The organism is Streptomyces sp. NPDC030991 (genome assembly GCF_055571235.1).
The window spans coordinates 1-25,399 of sequence record NZ_JBVIFR010000017.1 but is presented as its reverse complement, the minus strand read 5'-3'; the positions used below and the strand labels follow the sequence as shown (position 1 = coordinate 25,399).

Annotated in this window: 22 protein-coding genes and 1 tRNA gene; 17 read left to right on the top strand and 6 right to left on the bottom strand. The window is 71.5% G+C overall.

Translation table 11 applies throughout. The features are described 5' to 3' along the window. Positions 1-106 precede the first annotated feature (106 nt). The 7 genes from tkt (at position 107) to ACZ45E_RS28185 (ending at position 10,446) form a co-directional block, all read left to right on the top strand. Positions 107-2,203: a transketolase gene (gene tkt, locus ACZ45E_RS28215; protein WP_468225602.1), complete on the top strand. Its 2,097-nt coding sequence runs from the start codon at positions 107-109 to the stop codon at positions 2,201-2,203. A 37-nt stretch (positions 2,204-2,240) separates the two neighbouring features. Further along, on the top strand, positions 2,241-3,398 hold the full coding sequence (gene tal, locus ACZ45E_RS28210) for a transaldolase (RefSeq protein ID WP_468225599.1): 1,158 nt from the start codon (positions 2,241-2,243) through the stop codon (positions 3,396-3,398). After that, on the top strand, positions 3,395-4,927 hold the full coding sequence (gene zwf / locus ACZ45E_RS28205) for a glucose-6-phosphate dehydrogenase (protein WP_468225597.1): 1,533 nt from the start codon (positions 3,395-3,397) through the stop codon (positions 4,925-4,927). Before tal ends, zwf begins: the two co-directional genes overlap by 4 nt. Beyond that, entirely contained in the window at positions 4,924-5,964 is a 1,041-nt protein-coding gene (gene opcA, locus ACZ45E_RS28200; protein WP_468225595.1) for a glucose-6-phosphate dehydrogenase assembly protein OpcA, read from the top strand. The genes zwf and opcA overlap by 4 nt, the downstream gene beginning before the upstream one ends. Continuing rightward, positions 5,957-7,618 carry a glucose-6-phosphate isomerase gene (pgi, locus tag ACZ45E_RS28195; RefSeq protein WP_468225592.1) on the top strand — a complete coding sequence of 554 codons (1,662 nt, stop codon included), beginning with the start codon at positions 5,957-5,959 and terminating at the stop codon, positions 7,616-7,618. Before opcA ends, pgi begins: the two co-directional genes overlap by 8 nt. Before the next feature lie 15 nt (positions 7,619-7,633). Further along, a complete protein-coding gene (gnd, locus tag ACZ45E_RS28190; protein WP_468225920.1) occupies positions 7,634-8,512 on the top strand; it encodes a phosphogluconate dehydrogenase (NAD(+)-dependent, decarboxylating) in 879 nt (292 codons plus the stop codon). Positions 8,513-8,757: 245 nt separating this feature from the next. Then, a complete protein-coding gene (locus ACZ45E_RS28185; RefSeq protein ID WP_468225917.1) occupies positions 8,758-10,446 on the top strand; it encodes a fibronectin type III domain-containing protein in 1,689 nt (562 codons plus the stop codon). A 63-nt stretch (positions 10,447-10,509) separates the two neighbouring features. Here the strand turns inward: ACZ45E_RS28185 and ACZ45E_RS28180 are convergent, their stop codons facing one another. Together ACZ45E_RS28180 and ACZ45E_RS28175 are read right to left on the bottom strand one after the other, a co-directional pair. After that, positions 10,510-11,022, bottom strand: coding sequence for a DUF3592 domain-containing protein (locus ACZ45E_RS28180; protein WP_468225590.1), 513 nt, complete (start codon positions 11,020-11,022; stop codon positions 10,510-10,512). A 77-nt stretch (positions 11,023-11,099) separates the two neighbouring features. Beyond that, a tRNA-Leu gene (locus tag ACZ45E_RS28175) sits at positions 11,100-11,184 on the bottom strand. Positions 11,185-11,379: 195 nt separating this feature from the next. Between ACZ45E_RS28175 and ACZ45E_RS28170 the strand changes: the two genes are divergently transcribed. The 3 genes from ACZ45E_RS28170 (at position 11,380) to ACZ45E_RS28160 (ending at position 14,026) form a co-directional block, all read left to right on the top strand. Then, positions 11,380-12,705, top strand: a complete 1,326-nt coding sequence (locus ACZ45E_RS28170; RefSeq protein WP_468225587.1) for a M20/M25/M40 family metallo-hydrolase — start codon at positions 11,380-11,382, stop codon at positions 12,703-12,705. Between the two features lie 137 nt (positions 12,706-12,842). Further along, the gene (locus ACZ45E_RS28165; RefSeq protein ID WP_404220751.1) at positions 12,843-13,076 is read left to right on the top strand and encodes a chaplin; all 234 of its coding nucleotides are present in this window, start codon (positions 12,843-12,845) and stop codon (positions 13,074-13,076) included. Positions 13,077-13,222: 146 nt separating this feature from the next. Next, complete coding sequence (locus ACZ45E_RS28160; RefSeq protein ID WP_468225584.1) at positions 13,223-14,026, top strand: chaplin; 804 nt, start codon at positions 13,223-13,225, stop codon at positions 14,024-14,026. A 117-nt stretch (positions 14,027-14,143) separates the two neighbouring features. Here the strand turns inward: ACZ45E_RS28160 and ACZ45E_RS28155 are convergent, their stop codons facing one another. Next, on the bottom strand, positions 14,144-14,332 hold the full coding sequence (locus tag ACZ45E_RS28155) for a DUF5703 family protein (RefSeq protein ID WP_189827295.1): 189 nt from the start codon (positions 14,330-14,332) through the stop codon (positions 14,144-14,146). A 47-nt stretch (positions 14,333-14,379) separates the two neighbouring features. On the opposite strand from ACZ45E_RS28155, the gene ACZ45E_RS28150 reads away from it, so the two are divergent. After that, on the top strand, positions 14,380-15,090 hold the full coding sequence (locus ACZ45E_RS28150; protein ID WP_468225581.1) for a hypothetical protein: 711 nt from the start codon (positions 14,380-14,382) through the stop codon (positions 15,088-15,090). Positions 15,091-15,159: 69 nt separating this feature from the next. Here the strand turns inward: ACZ45E_RS28150 and ACZ45E_RS28145 are convergent, their stop codons facing one another. Both ACZ45E_RS28145 and ACZ45E_RS28140 read right to left on the bottom strand, forming a co-directional pair. Further along, positions 15,160-17,376 carry a helix-hairpin-helix domain-containing protein gene (locus tag ACZ45E_RS28145; protein ID WP_468225579.1) on the bottom strand — a complete coding sequence of 739 codons (2,217 nt, stop codon included), beginning with the start codon at positions 17,374-17,376 and terminating at the stop codon, positions 15,160-15,162. Continuing rightward, the gene (locus ACZ45E_RS28140) at positions 17,373-18,356 is read right to left on the bottom strand and encodes an aldo/keto reductase (RefSeq protein ID WP_468225577.1); all 984 of its coding nucleotides are present in this window, start codon (positions 18,354-18,356) and stop codon (positions 17,373-17,375) included. The genes ACZ45E_RS28145 and ACZ45E_RS28140 overlap by 4 nt, the downstream gene beginning before the upstream one ends. 143 nt (positions 18,357-18,499) lie before the next feature. Here ACZ45E_RS28140 and ACZ45E_RS28135 point away from each other — a divergent pair, with 143 nt between their 5' ends. Continuing rightward, positions 18,500-19,555 (top strand): LLM class F420-dependent oxidoreductase, encoded by a 1,056-nt coding sequence (locus ACZ45E_RS28135; protein WP_468225575.1) that lies wholly within the window; start codon positions 18,500-18,502, stop codon positions 19,553-19,555. Positions 19,556-19,834: 279 nt separating this feature from the next. Further along, positions 19,835-20,623 carry a ferritin-like domain-containing protein gene (locus ACZ45E_RS28130; RefSeq protein ID WP_468225573.1) on the top strand — a complete coding sequence of 263 codons (789 nt, stop codon included), beginning with the start codon at positions 19,835-19,837 and terminating at the stop codon, positions 20,621-20,623. 25 nt (positions 20,624-20,648) lie between these two features. Here ACZ45E_RS28130 and corA read toward each other — a convergent pair whose 3' ends face one another. Beyond that, a complete protein-coding gene (corA, locus tag ACZ45E_RS28125) occupies positions 20,649-21,650 on the bottom strand; it encodes a magnesium/cobalt transporter CorA (RefSeq protein WP_468225571.1) in 1,002 nt (333 codons plus the stop codon). 62 nt (positions 21,651-21,712) lie between these two features. Between corA and ACZ45E_RS28120 the strand changes: the two genes are divergently transcribed. The 4 genes from ACZ45E_RS28120 to mshC all read left to right on the top strand — a co-directional run bounded on the left by ACZ45E_RS28120 (position 21,713) and on the right by mshC (position 25,303). Continuing rightward, a complete protein-coding gene (locus ACZ45E_RS28120) occupies positions 21,713-22,399 on the top strand; it encodes a histidine phosphatase family protein (RefSeq protein WP_468225569.1) in 687 nt (228 codons plus the stop codon). A gap of 98 nt (positions 22,400-22,497) precedes the next feature. After that, positions 22,498-23,088 carry a DUF3090 domain-containing protein gene (locus ACZ45E_RS28115; protein WP_468225568.1) on the top strand — a complete coding sequence of 197 codons (591 nt, stop codon included), beginning with the start codon at positions 22,498-22,500 and terminating at the stop codon, positions 23,086-23,088. Continuing rightward, on the top strand, positions 23,052-23,915 hold the full coding sequence (locus ACZ45E_RS28110) for an SCO1664 family protein (RefSeq protein ID WP_468225566.1): 864 nt from the start codon (positions 23,052-23,054) through the stop codon (positions 23,913-23,915). Before ACZ45E_RS28115 ends, ACZ45E_RS28110 begins: the two co-directional genes overlap by 37 nt. Before the next feature lie 158 nt (positions 23,916-24,073). Beyond that, positions 24,074-25,303, top strand: coding sequence for a cysteine--1-D-myo-inosityl 2-amino-2-deoxy-alpha-D-glucopyranoside ligase (gene mshC / locus ACZ45E_RS28105; RefSeq protein WP_468225564.1), 1,230 nt, complete (start codon positions 24,074-24,076; stop codon positions 25,301-25,303). Positions 25,304-25,399 lie beyond the last annotated feature (96 nt).

The window sequence follows — 25,399 nt, the reverse complement described above, 5'->3', positions numbered from 1 at the left end:
GTATGACCTTTAAGTTGGTAACTGGCTCGACCAGGGACTTTGCTCCAGGGCGGGCGGTGCCGACCGGCACATCGGCAGGACAACGGATGCGAAGGAAGCACTACAGATGAGCACGCAGACACCGGACGGCCTCGACCCCTTCGAAAAGCCCTTCGAGTGGACCGAACTCGACCAGCGTGCCGTCGACACCGCCCGTCTCCTGGCGGCCGACGCCGTGCAGAAGGTCGGCAACGGACACCCCGGCACGGCCATGAGCCTGGCCCCGGCCGCGTACACGATCTTCCAGAAGGCCATGCGGCACGACCCGGCCGACCCGGAGTGGACCGGCCGCGACCGCTTCGTCCTCTCGCCCGGCCACACCAGCCTCACCCTCTACACCCAGCTCTTCCTCTCCGGCTACGAGCTGGAGCTCGACGACCTGAAGGCGTTCCGCACGCAGGGCTCCAAGACCCCCGGCCACCCCGAGTACGGCCACACCGCCGGCGTCGAGACCACCACGGGCCCGCTGGGCCAGGGCCTCGCCAACGCCGTGGGCATGGCCATGGCCGCCCGCTACGAGCGCGGCCTCTTCGACCCCGAGGCCCCCGAGGGCACCAGCCCCTTCGACCACACCATCTGGGCGATCGTCTCCGACGGCGACCTGGAGGAGGGTGTCTCCGCCGAGGCCTCCTCCCTCGCCGGGCACCAGAAGCTCGGCAACCTCGTCTTCCTCTACGACGACAACCACATCTCCATCGAGGGCGACACCGCCACCGCGTTCTCCGAGGACGTCCTCGCGCGCTACGAGGCGTACGGCTGGCACGTGCAGCGCATCACGCCGCGCGCCGACGGCGACGTCGATGTGAAGGCCCTGCACGCCGCGCTCGCCGCCGCCAAGGCCGAGACCGGCCGCCCCTCGATCATCGCCATGCGCACGATCATCGCCTGGCCCGCCCCGAACGCCCAGAACACCGAGGCCTCCCACGGCTCCGCGCTCGGCGCCGACGAGATCGCCGCCACCAAGCGCGCCCTCGGCTTCGACCCCGAGCAGTCCTTCATCGCCGAGGACAAGGTCATCGCCCACACCCGCGGCGCCCTCGACCGCGGCGCCGAGGCGCACGCCGCCTGGGACAAGCGGCTCACCGAGTGGCGCGCCGCCAACCCGGACCGCTCCGAGCTGCTCGACCGCGTCGTCGCGGGCCGGCTGCCCGAGGGCTGGGAGCAGGCGCTGCCCGCCTTCGAGACGGGCAAGGCCGTCGCCACGCGCGCCGCGTCCGGCAAGGTCCTCCAGGCGCTCGGCCCGGTCATCCCCGAGCTGTGGGGCGGCTCCGCCGACCTCGCCGGCTCGAACAACACCACCATCGACAAGACGTCGTCGTTCCTCCCGGCCGGCAACCCGCTGCCCGAGGCGAACCCGTACGGCCGCACCGTCCACTTCGGCATCCGCGAGTTCTCGATGGCCGCGGAGATGAACGGCATCGCGCTGCACGGCAACACCCGCATCTACGGCGGCACGTTCCTCGTCTTCTCCGACTACATGCGCAACGCCGTCCGCATGTCGGCCCTCATGCAGCTGCCCGTCACCTACGTCTGGACCCACGACTCCATCGGCCTCGGTGAGGACGGCCCGACGCACCAGCCGGTCGAGCACCTCGCCTCGCTGCGCGCCATCCCGGGCCTGAACGTGGTCCGCCCGGCCGACGCCAACGAGACCGCCATCGCCTGGCGCGAGATCCTGCGCCGCGGCTCGGCCAAGCCGGCCCCGCACGGCCTGGCGCTGACCCGGCAGGGCGTGCCGACGTACGACGCGAACGAGAACGCGGCCAAGGGCGGCTACGTCCTGGCCGAGGCCTCGAAGGAGACCCCGGACGTCGTCCTGATCGCCACCGGCTCCGAGGTGCACCTGGCCGTCGAGGCCCGCGAGCGCCTCGAGGCCGAGGGCGTCGCCACCCGCGTCGTGTCGATGCCGTCCGTCGAGTGGTTCGAGGAGCAGGACCAGGGCTACAAGGACAGCGTCCTGCCCCCGTCGGTGAAGGCCCGCGTCGCCGTCGAGGCCGGGATCGGCCTCACCTGGTACCGCTACGTCGGCGACGCCGGCCGCATCGTCTCCCTGGAGCACTTCGGCGCCTCCGCCGACGCGAAGATCCTCTTCCGCGAGTTCGGCTTCACCGCCGAGAACATCGCCGCGCAGGCCCGCGAGTCCCTCGCCGCCGCCCGCGCCTGATCACTTCCCCGTCGTAAGAACGCTGTACCGAAAGAAGATGAAGCAGAACATGAGCAACGCCGCCTCCGCAGCCTCCTCGACGGCTCCCCTGCGGGCCCTCTCCGACGAAGGCGTCTCCATCTGGCTGGACGACCTGTCCCGCAAGCGCATCGAGTCCGGCAACCTCGCCCAGGTCATCGAGGAGAAGTACGTCGTCGGCGTCACCACCAACCCGTCGATCTTCCAGGCCGCCATCGGCTCCGGCGAGGGCTACGAGGACCAGCTCGCCGACCTGGCCGTCCGCAAGGTCACCGTCGAGGAGGCCGTGCGCATGATGACCACGGCCGACGTCCGCGCCGCCGCCGACATCCTGCGCCCCGTGTACGACGCCACGCAGGGCCGCGACGGCCGCGTCTCCATCGAGGTCGACCCGCGCCTGGCCAACGAGACCGAGGCCACCATCGCCGAGGCCAAGCAGCTCGCCTGGCTCGTCGAGCGCCCCAACGTCATGATCAAGATTCCGGCGACGGAGGCGGGCCTGCCCGCCATCACCGAGGTCATCGGCCTCGGCATCTCCGTCAACGTCACGCTGATCTTCTCCCTCGACCGCTACAAGGCCGTCATGGACGCCTACCTCGCGGGCCTGGAGAAGGCGCACGAGCGCGGCATCGACCTGGCCGGCATCCACTCGGTCGCCTCCTTCTTCGTCTCGCGCGTCGACGCCGAGATCGACAAGCGCCTCGACAAGGTCGGCACCGAAGAGGCCAAGGCGCTCAAGGGCAAGGCCGCCCTCGCCAACGCCCGTCTCGCCTACGAGGCGTACGAGCAGGTCTTCGCCGGTGAGCGCGCCGCCAAGCTGGCCGCAGCGGGCGCCAACAAGCAGCGCCCCCTGTGGGCCTCGACCGGCGTCAAGGACCCGGCGTACAAGGACACCCTGTACGTCGACGAGCTGGTCGCCCCGGGCACCGTCAACACGATGCCGGAGGCCACCCTGAACGCCACCGCCGACCACGGCGACATCCACGGCGACTCGGTCACCGGCACCTACGACGCCGCCCGCGCCGAGCTCGCCGCCGTCGAGAAGCTCGGCATCTCCTACGACGAGGTCGTCCAGCAGCTCGAGGACGAGGGCGTCGCCAAGTTCGAGATCGCCTGGAACGACCTGCTCGGCACGGTCGCCGACCGCCTCGCCGGCAAGGAAGGCACCGCCAAGTGAGCGTCACCGCCTGGCAGAACCCGCTGAGGGACCCGCGCGACCGGCGTCTGCCGCGTATCGCGGGCCCCTCCGGGCTCGTCATCTTCGGCGTCACCGGCGACCTGTCCCGCAAGAAGCTGATGCCGGCCGTCTACGACCTCGCCAACCGCGGCCTGCTCCCGCCGGGCTTCTCGCTCCTCGGGTTCGCCCGCCGCGAGTGGGAGGACCAGGACTTCGCGCAGGTCGTCCACGACTCCGTGCGCGAGCACGCGCGCACCCCCTTCCGCGAGGAGGTCTGGGCCCAGCTCGCCGACGGCATGCGCTTCATCCCCGGCGACTTCGACGACGACACCGCGTTCAAGCAGCTGCGCGAGGCCGTCGACGAGCTCGACGAGAAGCGCGGCACGAGCGGCAACTACGCCTTCTACCTCTCGGTGCCGCCGAAGTTCTTCCCCAAGGTCGTCCGGCAGCTCAAGAAGCACGGCCTCGCCGACGCCCCCGAGGGCTCCTGGCGGCGCGCCGTCATCGAGAAGCCGTTCGGCCACGACATGGACTCCGCCAAGGAGCTCAACCGGATCGTCCACGACGTCTTCGCGCCCGAGCAGGTCTTCCGGATCGACCACTACCTCGGCAAGGAGACCGTCCAGAACATCCTGGCGCTCCGCTTCGCCAACCAGATGTACGAGCCCGTCTGGAACCGGTCCTACGTCGACCACGTGCAGATCACGATGGCCGAGGACATCGGCATCGGCGGCCGCGCCGGCTACTACGACGGCATCGGCGCCGCCCGTGACGTCATCCAGAACCACCTGCTCCAGCTGATGGCGCTCACCGCGATGGAGGAGCCCGCCTCCTTCGACGCCGCGTCGCTCGTCACGGAGAAGCTCAAGGTCCTGAAGTCCGTACGTCTGCCCGCGGACCTGGAGAAGTCCACGGTGCGCGCCCAGTACGCCGCGGGCTGGCAGGGCGGCGAGCGCGTGCGCGGCTACCTCCAGGAGGACGGTATCGACCCCGCGTCGAAGACCGACACCTACGCCGCCGTGAAGCTGGAGATCGACAACCGCCGCTGGGCCGGGGTCCCCTTCTACCTGCGCACCGGCAAGCGTCTGGGCCGCCGCGTCACCGAGATCGCGGTCGTCTTCCAGCGCGCCCCGCACTCCCCCTTCGACTCGACCGCCACGGAGGAGCTCGGCCAGAACGCCATCGTCATCCGGGTCCAGCCCGACGAGGGCATGACCGTACGCTTCGGATCGAAGGTCCCGGGTACCTCGATGGAGATCCGCGACGTGTCCATGGACTTCGCGTACGGCGAGTCGTTCACGGAGTCCAGCCCGGAGGCGTACGAGCGGCTCATCCTGGACGTCCTGCTGGGCGACGCCAACCTCTTCCCGCGAACGGAGGAGGTCGAGGAGTCCTGGCGCATCCTCGACCCCATCGAGGGGCACTGGGAAGAACACGGCAAGCCCGCCCGGTACGCCTCGGGAAGCTGGGGCCCGAAGGAAGCGGACGAGATGCTCGCACGAGACGGACGGAGCTGGCGCAGGCCATGAAGATCGACCTGACCGACACCACGGCAAGCAAGGTCAACAAGGCGCTCGTCGAAGGACGCCGCGCCATCGGGACCCCGGCCGTGGGCATGGTCCTCACGATGGTGATCGTCACCGACGAGGAGAACGCCTACGACTCCATCAAGGCCGCGGAGGAGGCGTCCCGCGAGCACCCCTCGCGCACGCTGGTCGTCATCAGGCGCACCGCCCGCACCCCGCGCGACCGTCAGGGCCACCGCCTCGACGCCGAGGTCCGGGTCGGTTCCGACGCGGGCACCGGCGAGACCGTGATCCTGCGCCTGCACGGCGAGGTCGGCAACCACGCCGACTCGGTCGTCCTGCCGCTGCTGCTCCCCGACGCCCCGGTCGTCGTGTGGTGGCCGGTCGAGGCCCCGGACGAGCCCGCCAAGGACCCGCTGGGCGCGCTCGCCGCCCGCCGCATCACCGACCTGTACGCCGACGTGGAGCCGCTGGCCGCCCTCGACCGGCGCGCCGCGTCCTACGCGCCGGGCGACACCGACCTGGCCTGGACCCGGCTCACGCCCTGGCGCTCCATGCTGGCCGCCGCCCTCGACCAGGCCCGCGCCGACATCGTCTCCGCGGCCGTCGAGTCCGAGGCCGAGAACCCCAGCGCCGAGCTGCTCGCGCGCTGGCTCGGCTCCCGGCTCGGGGTGCCGGTCGAGCGCGTCACCACGGCCGGCCCCGTCGTCACCGCGGTCCGCCTCGGCACGGCGAACGGGGAGATCCGCATCGACCGCCCCGACGGCCCGCTGGCCACCCTGTCCCTGCCGGGGCAGCCCGAGCGGACCCTCGCCCTGAAGGTCCGCTCGACCGCCGAACTGATCGCCGAGGAGCTGCGCCGCCTCGACGCCGACGAGATGTACGCCGTCGCGCTGCGCGGGGACGTGGCGAGCGTCACCCCCGCCAAGAGCACGCAGCCCGCGTCGGCCACCAAGACCGCGAAGAGCGCACCGGCCCCCAAGACCGCGCCGGCCACGAAGAACGCGAAGGCTTCCAAGGAGTCCGCTGAAGATGCCTGACACCACCCCCCTGCTGACGCGCCGCCCGCAGTGGACCGCCCTGGAGGACCACCGGGCGAAGTTCAACGGCACGCATCTGCGTGAGCTGTTCGCCACCGACCCGGGCCGCGCCCAGCGGTACACCGTCCAGGTCGGCGACCTGCACATCGACTACTCCAAGCACCTGGTCACGGACGAGACGCTCGCCCTGCTCCAGGAGCTGGCCACCGCCACCGACGTGTTCGGGCAGCGCGACGCCATGCTGCGCGGCGAGAAGATCAACACGACCGAGGACCGCGCCGTGCTCCACACGGCCCTGCGCGCCCCGGCCGACGCGGTCATCGAGGTCGACGGCGAGAACGTCGTACCGAAGGTGCACGCCGTCCTCGACAAGATGGCCGTCTTCGCCGACAAGGTCCGCTCCGGCGCGTGGACAGGACACACCGGCAAGCGCATCAGGAACATCGTCAACGTCGGCATCGGCGGCTCCGACCTCGGCCCCGCGATGGCCTACGAGGCGCTGCGCCCCTTCACCGCACGGGACCTCACGTTCCGCTTCGTCTCCAATGTCGACGGCGCCGACCTGCACGAGGCCGTCCGCGACCTCGACCCGGCCGAGACGCTCTTCATCATCGCCTCGAAGACGTTCACCACCATCGAGACGATCACCAACGCCGAGGCGGCCCGCTCCTGGCTCCTCGCGGGCCTCGACGCCGACGAGTCGGCCGTCGCGAAGCACTTCGTGGCCCTGTCGACCAACGCCGAGAAGGTCTCCGACTTCGGCATCGACACGGCCAACATGTTCGAGTTCTGGGACTGGGTCGGCGGCCGCTACTCCTTCGACTCGGCCATCGGCCTGTCCCTGGTGATCGCCATCGGCCCGGCCGCGTTCCGCGAGATGCTCGACGGCTTCCACCTCGTCGACGAGCACTTCCGCACCGCCCCGGCCGAGGCCAACGCGCCGCTGCTGCTCGGCCTGCTCGGCATCTGGTACGGCAACTTCCACGGCGCCCAGTCGCACGCGGTGCTGCCGTACTCGCACTACCTCTCCAAGTTCACCGCGTACCTCCAGCAGCTCGACATGGAGTCCAACGGCAAGTCCGTGGACCGCCAGGGCCGCCCCGTGGAGTGGCAGACCGGCCCGGTCGTCTGGGGCACCCCCGGCACCAACGGCCAGCACGCCTACTACCAGCTCATCCACCAGGGCACGAAGTTGATCCCGGCGGACCTCATCGGCTTCGCGAAGCCGGTCGAGGAGCTCGGTGAACTGGCCGGTCAGCACGACCTGCTGATGGCCAACCTGTTCGCGCAGGGCCAGGCGCTCGGCTTCGGCAAGACCGCCGACGAGGTGCGCGCCGAAGGCGTCGCCGAGGAGCAGGTCGCCCACCGCACGTTCAAGGGCAACCACCCCACGACGACGATCCTCGCCACCGGGCTGACCCCGTCGGTCCTCGGCCAGCTCATCGCCCTCTACGAGCAGAAGGTCTTCGTCCAGGGCGCGATCTGGAACATCGACTCCTTCGACCAGTGGGGCGTCGAGCTCGGCAAGGTCCTCGCCAAGCGCGTCGAACCCGCCCTCACCGAAGGCGCGCAGGTCCCCGGCCTCGACGCCTCCACCCAGTCCCTCGTCGCCACGTACCGCGCGCTGCGCGGCCGCACCACCGAAGGTAAGTGAACTGACATGACATCGATGCAACTGGGTCTCATCGGTCTCGGCAAGATGGGCGGCAACATGCGCGAGCGCATCCGCCGCGCCGGCCACACCGTCATCGGCTACGACCGCAACCCCGAGGTCTCCGACGTCGCCTCGCTCGCCGAGCTCGTCGAGAAGCTCGAAGGCCCGCGCGTGATCTGGGTCATGGTCCCGGCCGGCGCCGCCACCCAGTCGACCGTCGACGAGCTGAAGGAACTGCTCTCCGAGGGCGACATCGTCGTCGACGGCGGCAACTCCCGCTGGACGGACGACGAGAAGCACGCCACCGAGCTGGGCATCAAGGGCATCGGCTTCGTCGACGCCGGTGTCTCCGGCGGCGTCTGGGGCCTGGAGAACGGCTACGCCCTCATGGTCGGCGGCACCGACGAGAACGTCGCCAAGGTCAAGCCGATCTTCGACGCCCTCAAGCCCGAAGGCGACTTCGGCTACGTCCACGCGGGCAAGGTCGGCGCGGGCCACTTCTCCAAGATGGTCCACAACGGCATCGAGTACGCCATGATGCAGGCCTACGCCGAGGGCTGGGAGCTGCTGGAGGCCGCCGACTCGGTGACCGACGTGCGCGAGGTCTTCCGCTCCTGGCAGGAGGGCACGGTCATCCGTTCCTGGCTCCTCGACCTGGCGGTCAACGCCCTCGACGACGACGAGCACCTCGGCAAGCTGCGCGGCTTCGCGGCCGACTCCGGCGAGGGCCGCTGGACCGTCGAGGCGGCCATCGACCACGCGGTGCCGCTGCCCGCGATCACCGCCTCCCTCTTCGCGCGCTTCTCGTCCCGCCAGGACGACTCGCCGCAGATGAAGATGATCGCCGCGCTGCGCAACCAGTTCGGCGGCCACGCGGTCGAGTCCGCCAAGTAATCAGCGGCGTTCCCCAGGCCCGTCGGACCTTCCCGGTCCGGCGGGCCTTTCGCGTGCGCGCCGCGCCGGCCGCGCCCAACTCCCGCCCGGCCGAACGCGCCTGGACCTTGACAACGGCATTGGTCCATACCAACTTATGGGGGCACAGGAACGACATGGTTCGCGCACATCCCCATCCCCCTTGAGCACAGGGAGTTCGCGTGTCCCCACACCGAACGCAACGCCGCACCAGACGCATCCGCTCCATAGGCCGCGCCGCGATCTCCGGCCGGCCCCGCCTCCTCGCCCTCGTCGGCGCCGCGGCACTCGCCCTCGGCGGCGCCGTCGCGCTGCCCGGCACGGCGCAGGCGGCCAACATCCTCTCCGACCCCGGCTTCGAGTCGGGCTCCCTCGGCTCCTGGAACTGCTCGGGTAACCTCGGCTCCGTGGTCCCCAGCCCCGTCCACGGCGGCACCAAAGCCCTGGCCGGGGCGGCGAGCGCGAGCGACAACGCCAAGTGCAGCCGCACCGTCGCCGTCCAGCCGAACACCGCGTACACCCTCTCCGGCTGGGTGCGCGGGAACTACGTCTACCTCGGCGTCGACGGCGGCGCCTCCACGTGGACCCAGTCCCCGTCCACGTACAGCCAGCTGACGGTGAAGTTCACCACCGGCGCCTCGCAGACCAGCGCCACCCTCTACACCCAGGGCTGGTACGCCCAGGGCACCTACTACGCCGACGACCTCAGCCTCGACGGGCCGGGCGGCGGGGGCGGCTCCGACACCCAGGCGCCGACCGCGCCGACCGGCCTGACCTCCACCGCCAAGACGTCCACCAGCGTCTCTCTGTCCTGGGGCGCGGCGAGCGACAACACGGGCGTCACCGGCTACGACATCTACGCAGGCGGCAGCAGCAAACTCCTCACCGTGTCCGGCACCTCGGCCACCGTCTCCGGGCTGACGCCGTCCACCGCGTACAGCTTCACGGTCAAGGCCCACGACGCCGCCGGCAACAGCTCGGCCGCCTCCAACGCCGTCGCCGTGACCACCAGCGCGGGCTCCGGCGGCTCCACCGGCTTCAAACAGGCCGCCCCCTACCTCTACACCGGCTGGGGCGACCCGCCCAGCCCCACCACCGTCATGAACGCCACCGGCGTCAAGTGGTTCACCATGGCCTTCATCCTCTCCTCCGGCGGCTGCAACCCGGCCTGGGACGGCCAGCGCCCGCTCACCGGCGGCCAGGACCAGACCGCCATCAACGCCATCCGGTCCGCGGGCGGTGACATCGTCCCGTCCATCGGCGGCTGGAGCGGCAACAAGCTCGGCCCCAACTGCTCGACGCCGGAAGCCCTGGCGGGCGCGTACCAGAAGGTCATCGACGCCTACGGCCTCAAGGCGATCGACGTCGACATCGAGAACACCGACGAGTTCGAGAACACGGTCGTGCAGGACCGCATCCTGAACGCCCTGAAGATCGTCAAGGCGAACAACCCGGGCCTGCGCACCATCCTCACCTTCGGTACGTCCACCACCGGACCGACGTACTACGGCAACCGCCTCATCGAGCAGTCCAAGGCCCTGAACGCGAACATCGACGTCTTCACGATCATGCCGTTCGACTTCGGCGGCGGCTCCGACATGTACGGCAACACCGTGAACGCCGCCGAGGGCCTCAAGACCAAGCTCAAGTCGGTCTTCGGCTGGGACGACGCCACGGCCTACGCCCACCTCGGCATCTCGGGGATGAACGGCCTCAGCGACCAGCAGGAGATCACGACGCCCGCCATCTGGACCCAGATCAAGGACTGGGCGAACAGCAAGCACATCGCCCGCCTCGCCTTCTGGTCGGTCAACCGGGACCGGCCGTGCGCGGGCGGCGGCGTCGCGGAGAACTGCTCCGGCATCAACCAGGACACCTGGCAGTTCACCAAGATCACGGCCGGGTTCACCGGCTGAGAGCCCGCTGAGCCCGCACGCACCAAGGCCCCCGGCCGCCCGGCCGGGGGCCTTGGTGCGTCTCTACGCCTTCGTGAGCAGGACCGGCGCGGCGGCGGGCACGGCCCGGGATCGCCTGCGCCGCGCCACCGCGAAGGCGATCGCGACCGCCATGACCACCAGACCGACCCCGCTGAAGATCAGCGGCAGCAGCCACATGGACACGAACTCGTCGATCGTCGCGTCCCCGGGATCGTCGGCGCGGTACAGCACGCCGACGCGGTCACCGATCTCGTACGCGGGCGGGTCGGACCCCACGGAGCTGTGGAAGGTCACCGGCTCGCCGCCGGCCGGGGTGAACAGGACCACCGGGTGCGCGGTGGGTCCGTCGCTGTGGCTCCTGCGGGACGAGCCGCCGCTGCTGCCGCCGCTCCACTCCAGGTCCACCACCATGCCGTCCGCGTGCTTCCCGCTCACCGCGAGGGACAGGGACGAGGCCCCCACCAGCAGACCGATCGCCAGGAACAGTGTCCCGAACGCGATCCCGCCGAACGTGAACCACCAGCGGGCATCCCGCCCACCGCGCTGAAACCGCACAACTTCCCTCTCGTCGGCAGCGGGCACGAGCCCGGGCGCAAACAAAAAGGCCCCAGATGAACTGGGGCCTTTCGCTGTGTCCGAGGGGGGACTTGAACCCCCACGCCCGATAAAGGGCACTAGCACCTCAAGCTAGCGCGTCTGCCATTCCGCCACCCGGACAAGGTGTCTGCCGCTCTGTGCGGGGTGTCTCCCGCGGCGACACAGAGAACATTACCAAAGATTCCGAGTGCCTCGATCACGCCACCGGCCGCCCCGCGGGCCCTGTGAACGGCACGTGACGAGGGAGGCCCGGCCTTGGGCACGGACGCCGGGAGAGAGAGGATGAGGGGGATCCACAGGGAGAGAGGAACAAGCGTGAGCGAGTCGAGCACGGGCAGGGCCGTCTCCGGACAGGACGAGGTCGTCGACCTCTGCCGTGAACTGATCCAGATCGACACCAGCAACTACGGCGACCACTCGGGCCCGGGTGAACGCAAGGCCGCCGAGTACGTCGCGGAGAAGCTCGCCGAGGTCGGCCTCGAACCGAAGATCTTCGAGTCCCACCCCGGCCGCGCCTCCACGGTCGCCCGCATCGAGGGCGAGGACCCGTCGCGGCCCGCGCTCCTCATCCACGGCCACACCGACGTCGTCCCGGCCAACGCGGTGGACTGGACCCACAACCCCTTCTCCGGGGAGGTGGCCGACGGGTGCGTGTGGGGCCGCGGCGCCGTCGACATGAAGGACATGGACGCGATGACCCTCGCGGTCGTCCGCGACCGGCTGCGCACGGGCCGCAAGCCCCCGCGCGACATCGTCCTGGCCTTCCTCGCCGACGAGGAGGCCGGCGGCACCTACGGTGCGCGCCACCTCGTCGACCACCACCCCGACCTCTTCGAGGGGGTCACCGAGGCGATCAGCGAGGTCGGCGGTTTCTCGTTCACGGTGAGCGAGCAGCGGCGCCTCTACCTCGTCCAGACCGCCGAGAAGGGCATGCACTGGATGAAGCTCTCCGTGGCCGGCACCGCCGGGCACGGTTCGATGATCCACCGGGACAACGCGATCACCGAGCTCTCCGAGGCGGTCGCCCGGCTCGGCCGCCACAAGTTCCCGGTGCGCGTCACCAAGACCACCCGCGCCTTCCTCGACGAGCTCGGCGACGCGCTCGGCACCGAGCTCGACCCCGAGGACATGGAGTCGACGCTGGCCCGGCTCGGCGGCATCGCCAAACTCATCGGCGCCACGCTCAGCAACACCGCCAACCCCACGCAGCTGGGCGCCGGTTACAAGGTCAACGTCATCCCCGGCGAGGCCACGGCCCACGTCGACGGGCGGTTCCTGCCTGGCCACGAGGAGGAGTTCCTCACCGACCTCGACCGCATCCTCGGCCCCAAGGTCACGCGCACGGACGTGCACGGGGACAAGGCCGTCGAGACCACCTTCGACGGGGCGCTCGTCGAGGCCATGAAGTCCTCGATCACCGCCGAGGACCCGATCGGCAAGGCCATCCCGTACATGCTCTCCGGCGGCACCGACGCCAAGTCCTTCGACGACCTCGGCATCCGCGGCTTCGGCTTCGCGCCGCTGCAACTGCCGCCGGAGCTGGACTTCGCCGGGATGTTCCACGGTGTCGACGAGCGGGTCCCGGTCGACGGGCTCAAGTTCGGGGTCCGGGTGCTCGACCGGTTCATCGACGCATCCTGACAATCCAACAATCGGGCGTACGTGCGGAGTTGCCTGGAACGAGTGAAAGGGGCCCTGAGCTCGTAGCTCCCTGGCACTCCCCTCGTTACAGGGAGTGCAGTCCGCGGCTGGGACTGCATTGCCAATGAGGAGGAACAATGATCAAGAAGATCGTCGCTGCTGCGGTTGCCACTGGTGGTCTCGTGCTCGCGGGTGCGGGCATCTCCGCCGCCGACGCCGGTGCCCAGGGTGCCGCCGTGAACTCTCCCGGTGTGCTGTCGGGCAACGTCGTCCAGGTGCCCATCCACGTGCCGGTGAACGTGTGCGGCAACACGGTTTCCGTGATCGGACTGCTGAACCCCGCCTTCGGCAATGCCTGCGTCAACAAGTGACGTCGTGGTACCTCACCCCTTGAGGGTATGAGCCCGCCGGCCCCGGAGTGCGAACGCGCGCTCCGGGGCCGATCGGGCATCCGGCGCGGCGCGCATCGGCCCGCGCCTTCATCAGCGCTCGGGCACGTTCTAAGGCAGGAAAAGCTATGCGACAGGTCACACGCAAAGGCCTGATCACCGTGGCGGCGGCGAGCGGTGTGCTCGCGGTCTCCGGCGGATACGCGCACGCCGACTCCGGCGCGCAGGGAGGCGCGTCGAACTCGCCGGGCGTCGGCTCCGGCAACTCGGTGCAGGCCCCCGTGCACATCCCCGTCAACCTGTGCGGCGACACGGTCAACGTCATCGGGCTGCTCAACCCGGCGATGGGCAACAACTGCGCCAACACCTCGCACGAGGGTCACGGCAGCCACGGCAGTCATGGCAGCAGGGGCCCGCACAAGCCGTCCGACGGGGGATCGGGAGCGCACGCCGGCGGCCACACGGGCGGCTCGCCCGGCGTCGGCTCGGGCAACAACGTCCAGGCCCCGATCGATGTGCCGGCCAACGCGTGCGGCAACTCGGTCAATGTGATCGGTCTCGGCAACCCGGCCTTCGGGAACGACTGCGGGAACCCCGGCGACGGACACCCCGGCACGCCGCCCGGCAAGCCCCAGCAGCCGCCGTCGAAGCCGCACCACCCGGGCGACCCCGCCACCCCGGACCACCCCGACGCCCCGGGCACGCCGGGCTCCCCGCAGACCCGGGGCGGACACTTCGTCGGCGAGGACGTCGCCGCGGCGAAGCCCGGCCGGGCCAACCATCCGCAGGCGCAGAGCGTCAGCCGGCCCCGGGCCGAGTCCCAGCTCGCGATGACCGGCGGCTCGCTGCCGATCGGCGTGGCCATCCCGGTGGGCGCGGGTGCGCTGCTCGCCGGCGCGGTGCTCTACCGGCGGGCCAGGCCGGCCGCGTGACGGCTTGAGCCGGACCGGCCGTACACGAGCAGTACGTACGGGCCGGCAGGACGAACGGAGCGGGCCCCGCCGACGCGGGGCCCGCTCCGTTTCCGTCGGCGGCCCGTCAGGTACAGGTCACCAGGTGGCCCGTAGCTGGCGGATGATCCGGCGACGCAGCCGCACGCGGCGACTGCCGTCGCGGCGCAGGCTCAGTCGGTCCAACTCCCAGTGTCCGTACTCTGCATGGTCTGTCAGCAGACGCGTCGCCTCCTTGCGGGATACCCCGCGCGGTACGTACACGTCGACAAATTCGTATTCCGGCATCGCATCTATTGTGCGGGCAGTGGCCCGGTACGGATAGCGTCTGCACTATGTCTGATGCTGCGCAGCCCACCGCTGCCGAGGTACGTGCCGCCGCCGAGGCGGTCAAGGCCGCGCTCGACCGTCACCTGGCGGCTGTCGAGCGCAGGTCGGGTGAGGACGACCCGGCCGTCTACGAAGCGTTCAACGAGCTGGCCGCGGCGGCCGAGGAGTACGACGAGCTCCTCTACGACCGCCACGACGAGGTCACCCCCTTCGAGATCCCCGGCGGAGAGGACTCCCTGCCGCCGTACACCGGTCCCGAGGAGCCGAACGCGCTGAGCGTGCTGATCCGACGCGACTACGCGGTGGTGGAGCCGCAGCGTCTTCTCGCCCAGGCCGGCCGGGTCGCCGACCTCGACGGTGACCCGGACATCGACACCGAGACCGCGACCGGGGCGAGCAACAGCGTCCACGCCGCGCTCGGCGTCCTCTTCGGCGAGTTCGAACCCGACGAGATCGGCTCCCGGCACAAGGAGTTCGGCTTGGAGGAGGGCGACTCCACGCTGTGGGTCCTCGCCGCGGACGAGCCGCCCGAGGCGGGGGAGTGGCTGGAGGCCCCGTTCGACCAGGCCGACCCGCAGCGGGTCGTCTGCCGCTTCGACGTGAGCGCGGTCTTCGACGACGACGAGCTGGACCCGGACGACGATGTCGATGTCGACATCGACGTGGTGGAGGCGGACGTCGAGATCGACGAGGCGCTGGAGGACGCCGACCGCTGACACCGGCCCAGGAGCGACCACCCCCCCGGCCGGCGCCGGGCGACCGGCCGGGGGGAGCTTCCTGGTCGGCTAGGCGCCGGGCAGCTGGGCCCGCACCAGCGTGCGCAGCCGCGTGGTCCGCGGCTTCGCCGGGACCTCCGCGACAGCTCGCGGCAGCGCCGCGTCCGCGCCGTGCACGACGGACAGATGCCGCTCCCCGCGCCCGAACGCGGAGTACACCCAGGGCCGGCTCAACGCCTGCGTCGCGTCGCCGGGCAGCACCACCACGGCCGCCGGCCAGCGCAGCCCCACGGCCTGGTGTCCGGTGATCGCCCAGCCGTGCCGGACAGCCCGCTCCACCTGCTCCTTCGGTACGAGGACGGGCTCGCCGGCGCACTCCAGGCGCAGCCCCTCCGCGTCGGCGCCCAGCACCCGGCCGGGCCGGACCCGCCCGGGCGCCGGTGCGTACACCACGCGGTCCCCGGGGTCGAAGCCGCCGAACCGGCCGGGGCCGGGGTTCAGCCGCTCCTTCAGCGCCGCGTTCAACACCCGCGTCCCGGCCGCGCCGCCGTGCCCCGGCGTGATCACCTGGGTCTCCTCGGCCGGCACGCCGATCGCCCGCGGTACCGAGTCGGCGACGAGCTGCACGGTGCGGTGGATTGCCTCGGCCGCGTCCCGCACGGGCACGATCACGACCTCCTTGCCCGGCGCCTCCACCTGGTTCAGCTCGCCGATGCCGATGCCGGAGACCAGCTCGCCGATGGGCCCGAAGTCCGGGGTGCGGGAGGTGACACGGGGGCAGATGCCCGCTGCCAGGAGATCAGCGAACACCCGGCCGGGGCCCGCGGACCAGAGCGTCCCGGGGTCCCCGCCGAGCACGAGACAGGAGCCGTCGGCGAGCGACTCGACCAGCATCGCGGCGTCGTCCACGTCCAGCTGCGGCGCGTCCAGGACGACGAGCAGGTCGACGGCGAACGCCCCGTCGGCGTCCCGGCCGGGGCCCTCCGCCTGCGCGAGCAGCCCCGCGACCGTCGCCGTGGCGGTCGCCGGCGCGTCCGCGCCGAGCTGCTCCGCCGCGCGGCGCCGTCCGTCCGCGCTGTGTGCGGCCACGCAGACCCGCAGCCCGAGCCGGGCGGCGACCGCCGCCGCGGCGACCGGCTCCGCGCGGGCGGCCTCGCCACCGGTGTGCAGGACGAGCCGGTGCGCGGCGATCGCGCGGATCAGCTCGGCCGTCGTGCCGTTCGCGGCGGCGGCGTCCTCCCACTCCCCGGCAGCCGGGCCGCCCTCCTTGGGGCCGGAGTTGATCAGCCGGGCCAGCCCGTCGGCGAGGCTCTCCTCGGCCAGCGCGGTCCGTTCGAGCCCGACCAGGATCCGGACCGGGCGCTCGGCCTCGGCCTCCTCCTCGCCCTCGGGCTCGGGTCGGGGCTCGGGAGCGTCGTCGAGGGCGTCCTGGAAGAGCAGTGCGTCACCCTCCGCGACCGCGCTCTGCACCGCCTCGTCCGGCTCCGGCACCCCCTGCTTGCCGAGCGCCTCGACGAGGACGGACAGGTCGAGGGCGGTGTGCCCGGCCACCGCGGCCTGTTCGAGCAGCCAGAGAGTGACGGCGCGCCCGCGCCGCTCGTCGTCCGGGGCGCACTCGGCGCCGAGCAGCGCCCGCGCGAACCCGTCCGCCTGCTCGGGCCGGACGCCGCTCAGGCGCAGCAACTGCCAGGGGTCCGCGCGGAGTCGACCGGCCGCGTCCTCGCCCAGGGTCCGGGCGGCCGGCGCGGCGAACGCCTCGGGCGCCCCGCCCTCGACGAGCACGGCCCGCACCGCGTCCACCGTCCCGGCGTCGGGCCCCGCGTCGGCGGTCGGCGCGACGGGTTCCGGCCTGCGGACCGGCTCGGGCGCCACGACCCGGCGCGGCGCGCGCTCCGGCTCCGCGAACACGGCGACGGGCTTCTCCCCGCTCTCCACGGCGCGTACGGCGGCCAGCAGATCGGCGGCCGTGCCGCTCAGCTTCGTCCCGGCGGCGACCGGTCCTTCCTTGGCTGCCTTCCGCTCCGCGATCCGCTCCCGAAGAGCCCGCTGCGCGGCGAGCTCCGCCTCGGCCTCGGACAGTTGAGCCGCGGCCTCCGTGCCCTCGGCGCTCTCCGCGCCCTCGGCCCCCTCGGCACCTTCCGTGCTCTCGCCACCCTCGGCGCTCTTGGCCTCCGTGCCTTCGGCGCCGCCCGCCGGCTCCGTGCCCTGCGCGGCAAGCGGCTCGTCCGGCCCGGCGTCGGGGCGCGCCCCTGACTCGTTCTCCGCGGCAGCGGACTCCGTACTCACAACGTGCTCCAGTCCTGATCGGGATAGCGGTGCACGGGCGCCGACACATCGTCGAGCGCCTGGCAGATCTCGTCAGGAAGACTAAGGGCCTCCACTGACAACGCGGCCGTGAGCTGCTGCGCGTTGCGCGCGCCGATGATCGGCGCGGCCACCCCCGGCCGGTCCCGCACCCAGGCGAGAGCGACCTGCAACGGCGTCACCGCGAGTCCGTCGGCGGCTATGGCCACCGCGTCCACGATGTGCCCGGCCGCCTCGTCCAGATACGGCGCGACGAACGGCGCCATGTGGTCGGAGCCGCCCCGCGAGTCCGTGGGGGTGCCCGCGCGGTACTTGCCGGTGAGCACGCCCCGGCCGAGCGGCGAGGACGGCAGCAGCCCGATGCCCAGGTCGAGCGCGGCGGGCAGCACCTCGCGCTCCACACCGCGCTGGAGCAGCGAGTACTCCATCTGCGTACTGGCGAGCCGCGTGCGCACACCCGGCGCGGCCAGCTGCCATGTGCCCGCCTTGGCCAGCTGCCACCCGCAGAAGTTGGAGACGCCCGCGTACCGCGCGCGGCCACTGCTGACAGCGATGTCGAGGGCCTGGAGCGTCTCGTCCAGGGGCGTGCCGGTGTCGTAGGCGTGGACCTGCCACAGGTCGACGTAGTCCGTGCCGAGGCGGCCCAGCGAGGCGTCGAGGGCGGAGAGCAGATGGCCGCGCGAGCCGTCGAAGCGGCGGTCCGGGTCGGGCACGCTGCCCGCCTTCGTGGAGATGACCAGATCCCGGCGCGGCACGAGCCCCTCGACGAGCCGCCCCAGCAGGTACTCGGACTCGCCGTCCCCGTACACGTCGGCGGTGTCGACGAGCGTGCCGCCCGCTTCCCAGAAGGCCTTCAACAGTTCGGCGGCGTCGTGCTCGTCGGTGTCCCGGCCCCAGGTGAGGGTGCCGAGCCCGATCCGGGACACACGCAGGCCGGTGCGGCCGAGATGCCTCTGCTCCATGGGCGCTGAGATTACTGGCCGAAGGTCAAGATGGGGGCACCTGTGGACAACTCTCGCCTGGCCCGTCGCGCTAGGGTGCCCGGCAAGAGACGTTACCGGTGGGTAAGCCAGCGGATCCGCACGGCGTTAAGGGGATGTGGTCAATGAAGCTCGGCATCAATCTCGGGTACTGGGGCGCGGGCATGGACGCGGACAACCTGGCCGTCGCGAAGGAGGCGGACAAGCTCGGCTACGCGGTGTGCTGGGCCGCCGAGGCATACGGCTCGGACGCCGCCACCGTCCTCGCCTACGTCGCCGCGCAGACCGAACGCATCGACGTCGGTTCGGCCATCTTCCAGATCCCGGCGCGCCAGCCCACGATGACGGCGATGACGGCGTCCACCCTCGACTCGCTCTCCGGCGGCCGCTTCCGCCTCGGCCTCGGTGTGTCGGGACCGCAGGTCTCCGAGGGCTGGTACGGCGTCAAGTTCGACAAGCCGCTGGCGCGCACGCGCGAATACGTCGAGATCGTCCGCAAGGCGATGAGCCGCGAGCGGGTCTCCTACGACGGCGCGCACTGGACGCTGCCGCTGCCCGACGGCCCGGGCAAGCCGCTCAAGCTGACCCTGCACCCGCAGCGCGAGCACATCCCGCTCTACATCGCCGCGATCGGCCCGAAGAACCTGGAGCAGACCGGCGAGATCGCCGACGGCGCCCTGCTGATCTTCCCGTCGGCCGAGCACCTGGAGGAGACCACCATCGCGCCCCTGCGCGCGGGCCGCGAGAAGGCCGGGAAGACGATGGAGGGCTTCGACGTCTGCCCGACGCTGCCGCTCGCCCTCGGCGCCGACAAGGATGTCACCGCGCTCGCCGACTTCTTCCGTCCCTACACGGCCCTGTACGTGGGCGGCATGGGCAGCCCCAAGCAGAACTTCTACAACCGGCTCGCGCAGCGCATGGGCTACGAGAAGGAGGCCGCCGAGATCCAGGAGAAGTACCTCGGCGGCGACAAGGACGGCGCCGCCGCGGCCATCCCGCACCAGCTCATCGACTCCACGACGCTGCTGGGCTCCGTGGACCGGATCGCCGACCGGATGCGGGCCTACGCCGCCGCCGGTGTCACCACGCTGACGATCAATCCGGCCGGTTTCACGCTCGACGAGCGGGTGGCCGCTCTGCGCGCCGGCACGGAGGCGCTGGAGCGGGCCGGCCTGGCGTGAGCGCCCGGCCGGACGGGCACTGAGGGGCCTGCCGGACGGGCGCTGAGGGGCCGGGACGATTCCGCGGCCGTGGTGGGGGCTCGGGGGGTCTTCCCCGCCACGGCCGTCACGGAGCACAACGCGTCGCCGCGGCCATGGTTACGCCCCTGCCCGGTGGCCCGCCTCCGCCGTTCGGCCGAGTCGTGGGGCACAGCTGTTGCCCCTCCCCGCGCACCACATTTGACTCGTCTTTTGCGGAGCGGAACACCGGATGCGGTGCGCGGGCATGGAGGTACCACGATGCTGTCGGCCAAGAGTTTGTTCCAGGAGATCCTCGACGACGACGAGTCGTTCCGACTGTTCTGCTCCATCGCGGCCAGCGGCGAGGCGCAAGGCGGCTGGGAGAACGGGCGGATCGCCGCGCTCGTCCCCGAGAGCGAGCGCGACCTCGCCCCCAAGGTGGCCCGGCACGGCGCGGACGAGGACAAGCACGGCCGCATCTTCCACGCCCTCATGAAGAAGCGCGGTCTGCGACCCGTGCCCGTCCCGCCCGAGACCGACTACACGATGCTGCTGGAGCGCCACGGCATCGGGCTCGCGCACGAACAGCTCCGGCGCGACGAGCCGCTCTCCGTGCGGGACGTCGTCACCTACCTCGCGCACAGCCGCGTCACCGAACAACGCGCCTCCGAACAGATGGAACTGCTGCGCAGACACTTCGCCGACCACCCGGACCTCGGCCGCGCGGTGAGGATGATCTCCCACGACGAGGACAACCACCTCGCCTACTGCCACGAGGAACTGCTCCGCTTCGCCCACGCGGGCCACGGGCGCGCCATCCAGCGCATCCTGCGCGAGTGCGCGCTCGCGGAGATCGCCGTCTACCGGGACGTCAGCCTGGCCGTCATGGACCACATGGGCCGCATCCTGCGGTGGCCGAGGGCGAAGTCGGCCGTGCTCGCGGCCGGCATCCACGCCATCTACGCGTACGAACGGGCCGGCGGCTGGCGGCGCATGGTCTCCCTGACGATGCCACCCGAACGTGACGCGCTCGGCGGCCCGGCGACCACCGCGGTGGAGTTCGCCTGACCCGCCCCGGTCCGCCGGACGGGCACTACAGCCAGCCGCGCCGTTGGAACAGCCGGTACAGACCCAGCTCCAGGACGGCCATCAGCAGGATCACCGCGGGATACGCCCACACCCAGTGCAGCTCGGGCATGTGGTCGAAGTTCATGCCGTAGATGCCCGCGATCATGGTGGGCACCGCGGCCATCGCCGCCCACGCCGAGATCTTCCGCATGTCGTCGTTCTGCCGCACGCTCATCTGCGCCAGGTGCGCGGAGAGGATGTCCGACACCAGCCGGTCCAGACTGTCGACGGACTCGTTGACCCGCGTCAGGTGGTCGTTCACGTCACGGAAGAACGGTTTCGCGCTCTCGTTCACGAACGGCACCTTCGCCAGCCCCCAGGGGCCCACGCCGGCGAGCCGGTCGAGCGGCAGGGCCAACGGGCCGGTGGCGCGCCGGAATTCCAGGACCTGCCGCTTGAAGGTGTAGATCCGCGACGCCGTGTCCCGCGAACCCCCGCGATCGGGGGAGAAGACCTCCGCCTCCAGCTCCTCCAGGTCGGTCTGCAACTCGTTGGCGACCTCCAGGTAGTGGTCGACCGTGGCGTCGGCGATCGAGTACAGCACCGCCGTCGGCCCCTGCTTGAGGACCTCCGGGTCGGCCTCCAGGCGCTGTCGTACCGTCTTCAGGGGCGCGCCCTCGCCGTGCCGCACGGTCACCACGAACGAGTCGCCCAGGAACAGCATCAGCTCGCCCGTGGACACCTTGTCGCTCTGCGGCTCGTACACGACCGGCTTGAGGACCACGAAGAGCGAGTCGTCGTAGACCTCCAACTTCGGGCGCTGGTGCGCCTTCAGGGCGTCCTCGACGGCCAGCGGATGCAGCCGGAACTCCTGGGTGACCTGGGCGAACTCGTCCTCGGTCGCCTCGTGCAGACCGATCCACACGAACGCGTCACCCTCCGCGCGCGCCTTGTCGAGGGCGTCGGAGAAGTCCGCGGGGCCCTCGGTCCGGCGCCCGTCCCGGTAGATGGCACAGTCGACGATCATGATGCGCATTCTCCCCAGGGGCCGGGGGAGCCGCACTCCCGTGTACGCCTAGGCTGGCCCGTATGCCCACGCTGATCCTCGTCCGGCACGGACGCTCCACCGCCAACACCGCGGGACTGCTCGCCGGGTGGACCCCCGGCGTGGCCCTCGACGAGCGCGGCGCCACGCAGGCCGCGGCGCTGCCCGAGCGGCTGAGGGACCTGCCTCTCGCGCACATCGTCACCAGCCCCCTGCAGCGCTGCCAGGAGACCCTCGCGCCGCTGCTCGCCGCGCGGCCCGACGTGGCCGTGAGCACCGAGGAGCGGATCGGCGAGTGCGACTACGGCGACTGGTCGGGCCGCAAGCTCGCCGAACTGACCGACGAGCCGCTCATGCAGGTCGTGCAGCAGCACCCGACCGCCGCCGCGTTCCCCGGCGGGGAGTCGATGCGGCAGATGCAGCACCGGGCCGCCGAAGCGGTGCGTGAGTGGAACGCGCGCGTGGAGCGCGAGCACGGCGGGGACGCCGTCTATCTGATGTGCTCGCACGGAGACATCATCAAGTCGCTTGTGGCGGACGCCATCGGGTTGCATCTGGACCTCTTTCAGCGCATCTCTGTAGAGCCTTGTTCCATCACAGCGATCCGTTACACACGACTGCGCCCGTTTCTCGTACGTCTCGGCGACACCGGCGACTTCGCGTCCCTGGCACCGCGCGAGGAGCCGGGGGAGCCGGACGCACCCGTCGGGGGCGGCGCGGGCGCACCGTGATCGTCGGCCGCAGTAGGGTGAAGCAGCCGTAAGCACGGCCTGGTCGTCCACGGCCGGGCCCAGCCAGTCGTTCCCCCCCGATCCCATGGAGACAGGACGTGTCCCGTCAGGTGTTCCTCTACGACCCACCGGAGCGTTTCGTGGCCGGTACGGTCGGGCTCCCCGGGCGCCGCACCTTCTTCCTGCAGGCCTCGGCAGGACCCCGGGTCACCAGCGTGGCGCTGGAGAAGACCCAGGTGGCAGCGCTCGCCGAGCGCATGGAGGAGCTGCTCGACGAGGTCGTGCGGCGCAGCGGAGGCAACGCGCCGGTACCCGCCGTGGTGCCGAGCGAGACCTCCGACACCGACCCCCTGGAGGCGCCCGTCGACGAGGAGTTCCGCGTCGGCACGATGGCGCTCGCCTGGGACGGTGACGAGGAGCGCATGATCGTCGAGGCACAGGCCCTCGTCGAGGTGGACGCCGATTCCGACGAGGACCTGGCCGAAGCCGAGGAAAGGCTTCTTCAGGACGAGGAGAACGGCCCGCCGATGCTCCGGGTCCGCCTCACCGGCGCCCAGGCCCGCGCCTTCGCCAAGCGGGCCCTGGACGTCGTGAACGCGGGCCGCCCGCCGTGCCCGCTGTGCAGTCTGCCGCTCGACCCGGAGGGACACGTATGTCCGCGCCAGAACGGATACCGGCGCGACGCGTGACGGACCGGGACATCGAGCTCCTCACCCGTGGGGAGCTGCGCGTACAGGGACAGATCCGGGACGCCTCGAACGCGGTCCTGCTGTGCGCCGTCACGTACGAGGGCCGGGAGAGCCGCTGCGTCTACAAGCCCGTGCGCGGTGAGCGGCCGCTGTGGGACTTCCCCGACGGGACGCTCGCCCAGCGGGAGGTCGCCGCGTACGAGGTCTCCGAGGCGCTCGGCTGGGGTCTCGTGCCGCCGACCGTGCTGCGCGACGGCCCGTACGGCGAGGGCATGTGCCAGCTGTGGATCGACGGGCCGACCGAGGAAGCCGGGCTGGCCGAGGAGACCGGGCCCGCGCAGGGCGACGGGCTGCTGGCTCTCGTCGACGCGCAGGAGCCGTCCGAGGGCTGGAAGGCGATCGGGTTCGCCGAGGTCGAGGAGGGGCGCACAGCGCTGCTCGTGCACGCCGACGACCCGAGGCTGCGCCGCCTCGCCGTGCTCGACGCGGTGATCAACAACGGTGACCGCAAGGGCGGCCACCTGCTCGTCGACGCCGGGGGCCATCTCTACGGCATCGACCACGGGGTCACTTTCAACGTCGAGGACAAGCTGCGCACCCTGCTGTGGGGCTGGGCCGGCGAGCCGCTGACCGGCGAGGCGACCGCGGCTCTCGAGGGGCTGCGCGAGCGCCTCGGGGCCGGTGAACCGCTGAGCGTCAGGCTCGGCGAGCTGATCACCGAAGCCGAGCTGGAGGCCGTACGGGAGCGGGTGGCGGCCCTGCTGAAGACCGGCCGGCACCGGGAGCCGAGCGGCGAGTGGCCGGCGATTCCGTGGCCGCCCATCTGACCTGCGGATTCGCCGGGCCGCAGGGCGGTGGTCAGTGGTCCGCGCCGGCTTCGAGGACAGGCCCTGGGGGTGGGCGGATGGACGCGCAAGAGGGCCTCGTCGGCCAATGGGACCGGTCCGGTTCGTATGCGGAAGCACCGTCCGGTTACGCTCAAGGCATGCATGCCTGGCCCGCTTCTGAGGTCCCCGCCCTGCCTGGCAAGGGCCGCGACCTTCGGATCCACGACACCGCGACCGGTGGGCTCGTCCCACTCGACCCCGGTCCCGTCGCCCGTATCTACGTCTGCGGCATCACGCCGTACGACGCGACCCATATGGGCCACGCGGCGACCTACAACGCGTTCGACCTCGTGCAGCGCGTGTGGCTCGACACCAAGCGGCAGGTCCACTACGTCCAGAACGTGACGGACGTCGACGACCCGCTGCTGGAGCGGGCCGTACGCGACGGCATCGACTGGGCCGGCCTCGCCGAGCGCGAGACCGCCCTGTTCCGCGAGGACATGACCGCCCTGCGGATGCTGCCGCCGCAGCACTACATAGGAGCCGTCGAGGCCATACCGGGCATCGTGCCGCTCGTCGAGCGCCTGCGTGACAGCGGTGCCGCCTACGAGCTCGACGGCGACACCTACTTCTCCGTCGAGGCCGACCCGCACTTCGGCTCCGTGTCGCACCTCGACGCCGAGGCGATGCGGCTGCTCTCCGCCGAGCGCGGCGGCGACCCGGACCGTCCGGGCAAGAAGAACCCGCTCGACCCGATGCTGTGGATGGCCGCGCGCGACGGCGAGCCCAGCTGGGACGGCGGCTCGCTGGGCCAGGGGCGCCCCGGCTGGCACATCGAGTGTGTCGCCATCGCCCTCGACCACCTCGGCATGGGCTTCGACGTCCAGGGCGGCGGCTCCGACCTGGTCTTCCCGCACCACGAGATGGGCGCCTCGCACGCGCAGGCGCTCACCGGCGAGTTCCCGATGGCCAAGGCGTACGTGCACGCCGGGATGGTCGCGCTCGACGGCGAGAAGATGTCCAAGTCGAAGGGCAACCTGGTCTTCGTCTCGGCGCTGCGGCGCGAAGGCGTGGACCCGGCCGCGATCCGGCTCGCGCTCCTCGCGCACCACTACCGGGCCGACTGGGAGTGGACGGACCAGGTCCTCGCGGACGCGGTGGACCGTCTGGGACGGTGGCGGGCGGCAGTGTCGCGGCCCGACGGCCCGTCGGCGCAGGCGCTCGTCGAGGAGATCCGCGAGGCGCTCTCCCACGACCTCGACGCCCCCTCGGCGCTGGCCGCCGTCGACCGCTGGGCCGAGGCGCAGACCTCGGGCGGCGGCACGGACGAGGGCGCGCCCGGCGTCGTCTCGCGCGCCGTCGACGCGCTCCTCGGAGTCGCGCTCTAGATGTATTGCCCTGTGAGGTTGGGGACGCGGCTGGCGGGTGGTTTGCCTGCGAGTGCGGTGTGTCCGCGGTGGTGATTGTAGGTGTGGAGCCACTGT

Excerpts from the sequence above, each read along its gene's own strand:
- ACZ45E_RS28110 (WP_468225566.1), top strand. The coding sequence starts at position 23,052 with ATGTCCGCGCCAGAACGGATACCGGCGCGACGCGTGACGGACCGGGAC.
- ACZ45E_RS28150 (WP_468225581.1), top strand. The coding sequence starts at position 14,380 with ATGTCTGATGCTGCGCAGCCCACCGCTGCCGAGGTACGTGCCGCCGCC.
- mshC (WP_468225564.1), top strand. The coding sequence starts at position 24,074 with ATGCATGCCTGGCCCGCTTCTGAGGTCCCCGCCCTGCCTGGCAAGGGC.
- ACZ45E_RS28160 (WP_468225584.1), top strand. The coding sequence starts at position 13,223 with ATGCGACAGGTCACACGCAAAGGCCTGATCACCGTGGCGGCGGCGAGC.
- ACZ45E_RS28135 (WP_468225575.1), top strand. The coding sequence starts at position 18,500 with ATGAAGCTCGGCATCAATCTCGGGTACTGGGGCGCGGGCATGGACGCG.
- ACZ45E_RS28130 (WP_468225573.1), top strand. The coding sequence starts at position 19,835 with ATGCTGTCGGCCAAGAGTTTGTTCCAGGAGATCCTCGACGACGACGAG.
- ACZ45E_RS28140 (WP_468225577.1), bottom strand. The coding sequence starts at position 18,356 with ATGGAGCAGAGGCATCTCGGCCGCACCGGCCTGCGTGTGTCCCGGATC.
- pgi (WP_468225592.1), top strand. The coding sequence starts at position 5,957 with ATGCCTGACACCACCCCCCTGCTGACGCGCCGCCCGCAGTGGACCGCC.
- corA (WP_468225571.1), bottom strand. The coding sequence starts at position 21,650 with ATGATCGTCGACTGTGCCATCTACCGGGACGGGCGCCGGACCGAGGGC.
- tal (WP_468225599.1), top strand. The coding sequence starts at position 2,241 with ATGAAGCAGAACATGAGCAACGCCGCCTCCGCAGCCTCCTCGACGGCT.
- gnd (WP_468225920.1), top strand. The coding sequence starts at position 7,634 with ATGCAACTGGGTCTCATCGGTCTCGGCAAGATGGGCGGCAACATGCGC.
- tkt (WP_468225602.1), top strand. The coding sequence starts at position 107 with ATGAGCACGCAGACACCGGACGGCCTCGACCCCTTCGAAAAGCCCTTC.
- opcA (WP_468225595.1), top strand. The coding sequence starts at position 4,924 with ATGAAGATCGACCTGACCGACACCACGGCAAGCAAGGTCAACAAGGCG.
- ACZ45E_RS28165 (WP_404220751.1), top strand. The coding sequence starts at position 12,843 with ATGATCAAGAAGATCGTCGCTGCTGCGGTTGCCACTGGTGGTCTCGTG.
- ACZ45E_RS28155 (WP_189827295.1), bottom strand. The coding sequence starts at position 14,332 with ATGCCGGAATACGAATTTGTCGACGTGTACGTACCGCGCGGGGTATCC.
- ACZ45E_RS28120 (WP_468225569.1), top strand. The coding sequence starts at position 21,713 with ATGCCCACGCTGATCCTCGTCCGGCACGGACGCTCCACCGCCAACACC.